Raw genomic sequence first — 3693 nt, 5'->3', positions numbered from 1 at the left:
TCCACGGTTTCCTTCAACTGAATCGCTTTCGGATCTTCCGAAGCCAGCAGCTGCTCAACATTGCCTTTTAAACCAAGATGATGCCCCATTAGCATCTGCATATTCACATAAGGCAAAATATAATTCAGTGGATAATTACGAAGTACATGACGATCCGTATCTGGTGGAATATAGACGGGCAGATCCTGAGCAATGTTAGAGCGCACAGCTCGAGTGAGCTTAGGGAGCGGCTTGGCTTCCACGACTATTGCCGCTTCAGCCTCCCGCTCAGCCTCCATGTCCTCAGCCATTTTTTTGCGGGACTCAGGATTCATAAGCTTGTTGGCTATATCCAGCCCATCCATAGCATCCTTTGCATAGGCAACCAAACCATCATACTCAGGACGGATACGATTTTTAGTGAACTTACGTGTTAAAGCAGCTCCACCAACCATTATTGGAATATCAATATTCGCATTTTTCAAATCCTGTGCGGTCAGCACCATTTGTTGTGCCGATTTAACAAGCAGTCCGGATAAGCCAATCATATCGGCCTTTTCTTCACGGTAAGCCTCAATAATGCGTTCTGGTGGTACTTTTATACCCAGATTCACGATATGGTAACCATTGTTGGATAGAATAATCTCCACCAGATTCTTACCAATGTCATGCACATCACCTTTGACTGTAGCCAACAAAATCTTACCTTTTACTGAGGATTCATTCTTCTCCATGAATGGCTCTAAATAGGCTACGGACGCCTTCATCACTTCAGCGCTTTGCAGCACCTCCGCAACAATCAGTTCGTTATTGTTAAACAGTCGTCCTACTTCCTCCATCCCCTTCATCAGCGGGCCGTTAATAATCTCCAGCGAAGAATATTTCACGAGCGCTTGCTCCAGATCCGGAATGAGTCCCTCCTTACTTCCCTCGACTACATAGGAAGCCAGTCGTTCTTCGAGCGAAAGGTTTGATATCTTTTCTTTTTTCTCCACTTTCTTGTTACGGAAAGCTGCTACAAAAGCGGATAAAGTATCGTCATTTGTTTTATAGATCAAGTCTTCCGCAAGTTTCCGCTCATGCTCTGGAATGGATGCATAACGTTCAAGCTTCTCAGTGTTTACAATCGCATAGTCCAGACCTGCTTTGGTGCATTCATATAAATAGACGGAATTGAGCACTTCACGACCCGCTTCCGGCAAACCAAAAGATACGTTACTGATGCCCAGGATGGTATGCACCCCGGGAAGCGCTTCTTTAATAATGCGAATGCCCTCAATGGTTTCCTTAGCTGAACCGATATATTGCTCATCACCTGTTCCTACTGGGAATACGAGCGTATCAAAAATTAGATCCTCCGCTGCCAAACCGTAACGGTTCACCAACAGATCATAAGAACGTTTAGCTACCTCAAGCTTATCCTCACGTGAAATAGCCTGTCCGCGTTCATCAATTGTTCCAACAACAACAGCGGCGCCGTACTTATGAATAAGAGGAGCCATTTTCTCAAATTTCTCTTCACCATCCTCCAAATTAATGGAGTTAATTATTGCCTTGCCTTGCGAATATTGAAGTGCTTTATCAATGACTTTAATATCCGTGGTATCAATCACTAAAGGTACCTTTACCTTGTTTACAACCAGTTTCAAAAATGCTTCCATATCCGTCATTTCATCGCGATCCGGGTCCTGCACACAAATATCAATGACATGCGCTCCGCTTTTTACCTGAGCACGGGCAATTTCAGATGCCTCTTCATACTTGCCTTCCACGATCAAACGCTTGAATTTGCGGGAGCCCAGAACATTCGTTCGCTCACCAACCATATACGGACGATTGTCCTGTTCAATATATACAGGCTCAATGCCCGATACGGCAGGAGGATGATGACCTACCAGCGGACGCGGCTCAAACTGCGCCATACTTTCACTCATAACTCGAATATGCTCAGGCGTGGTACCACAACAACCCCCAGCAATATTCAACCAGCCTTTTTCAGCAAAAGCAGCCATTTTACGTGCTAAAGAATCAGGCGATTCATGGTATTGGCCATTTTCATCGGGCAAGCCCGCATTTGGATAACAGCTAATAGCTGCAGAGGACATTTCAGACAGAGAGCGAATATGATCACGCATAAACTCTGGACCTGTAGCACAATTCAATCCAATCGAAATTGGGTGCAAGTGTTCCAGTGATATGCAAAAGGATTCGATATTTTGTCCGGCCAACGTCGTTCCCATAGGCTCAATAGTGCCTGAAATCATTAGCGGAAGCTCGATACCTGTCTGCTCAAAAGCTTGCCGAATTCCGATGCTTCCAGCTTTGACGTTAAGCGTATCCTGTGAGGTCTCCAATAGCAGTACATCGACCCCGCCTTCAATAAGCGCCAAGGCCTGCTCTTGATAGCTTTCAATCAGTTCAGCAAATGTAACCCCACCTGTGACAGACAAGGTTTTCGTGGTTGGGCCCATAGCTCCTACTACAAAACGAGGCTTGTCCGCAGTGCTGTATTTATCCACCGCGTTACGCGCCAGTTTGGCCGCCACCAGATTAATTTCACGGGCACGTTCTGGTATATCGTAATCCGCCAAAACGACGGATGTTGCTCCAAATGTATTCGTTTCAATTAGATCTGCTCCGGCCTTCAAGTATGCTTCATGAATCCCTTGAATGACATCCGGTCTCGTTAAGACCAGCATTTCATTACAGCCCTCCAGCTCTTCCCCACCAAAATCATCGGGGGAAAGGTCTTCCTGTTGAATCATGGTGCCCATGGCCCCATCAAGAAGGAGTATTCTTCGTTGTAATGCATCCTGCAAGCTAACTTTATCCAAATTTCTTCACCCCCGCAAAACGTTAAATCCTAGTTTAGCAGAAACCGTATCATTTAGATAGATTGAAGTAAAAACATACGTTTTATACAGGTTGTTCTTTGTAAAAATGACTTCTCTTATCCATTTTTATAGTTTGTAGCATTATAGAGCGTACTTAACCCTGCATCCTTTAGCTATGGTCATTTGCATTATAAAATGTTGAAATCCTGTATTGTACAACGTTTCAAGACATGGTATTCTTTATACAACATTAATCCAAGTGGAAAAGAGGGTATATATATGGCCGAAATCTTAATACGTAATACCAATGAACGAATTAGCGGTGAAGAACAAGTACGTGAATTTCTGGAGAGTCATGAGATATTGTATGAACATTGGGATGCTTCCAAATTGTCCGGGGAGCTGCAAGAAAACTTTACCTTAACAGATGATCAAAAGGCCGCTGTTCTCAAAACATTTGAACCCGAAATCAAGGATTTAGCCGCACGTCGCGGATATAAAATATGGGACGTTATCACTTTATCTGAAGCAACGCCGAATTTGAACGAGCTGCTGGCCAAGTTTGAGCAAATTCACACCCACACCGAGGATGAAATTCGTGCCATTGTCGCTGGTAAAGGCATCTTCATCATTAAAGGCCCAGAAGAGATCGGCTATTTTAACGTAGAGCTTTCACCGGGGGACGTTATCTCCGTACCTGAAGATATACCTCACTTCTTCACTTTAATGGAGAATCAAAAGATCGTCGCAATCCGCTTGTTCATCGAAGAAAATGGCTGGATTGCCGAACCGTATGAAGATCCAACCTTCATTAAAGCATAATTACGAATTTATCCTTATGTGAATAAAAAAACTCCCTCTGCTCTGTAACAATAGCGAA

General features: G+C 44.0%; 2 protein-coding genes. One reads left to right on the top strand and one right to left on the bottom strand.

Annotated features, from left to right (window positions below):
• Positions 1-2813: methionine synthase (gene metH / locus GRP75_RS21385; RefSeq protein ID WP_160790303.1), on the bottom strand; the 2813-nt coding region annotated here is incomplete at its 3' end.
• Positions 2814-3092: 279 nt separating this feature from the next.
• Here metH and GRP75_RS21380 point away from each other — a divergent pair.
• Positions 3093-3635: a 1,2-dihydroxy-3-keto-5-methylthiopentene dioxygenase gene (locus GRP75_RS21380; protein ID WP_160790302.1), complete on the top strand. Its 543-nt coding sequence runs from the start codon at positions 3093-3095 to the stop codon at positions 3633-3635.
• Positions 3636-3693: the final 58 nt, after the last annotated feature.

Source organism: Paenibacillus sp. OT2-17 (genome assembly GCF_009827695.1).
In the GTDB taxonomy this organism is placed as follows: Bacteria; Bacillota; Bacilli; order Paenibacillales; family Paenibacillaceae; genus Paenibacillus; species Paenibacillus polymyxa_B.
The sequence above is the reverse complement of the archived record's forward strand: the minus strand, read 5'-3'. Positions and strand labels throughout refer to the sequence as shown.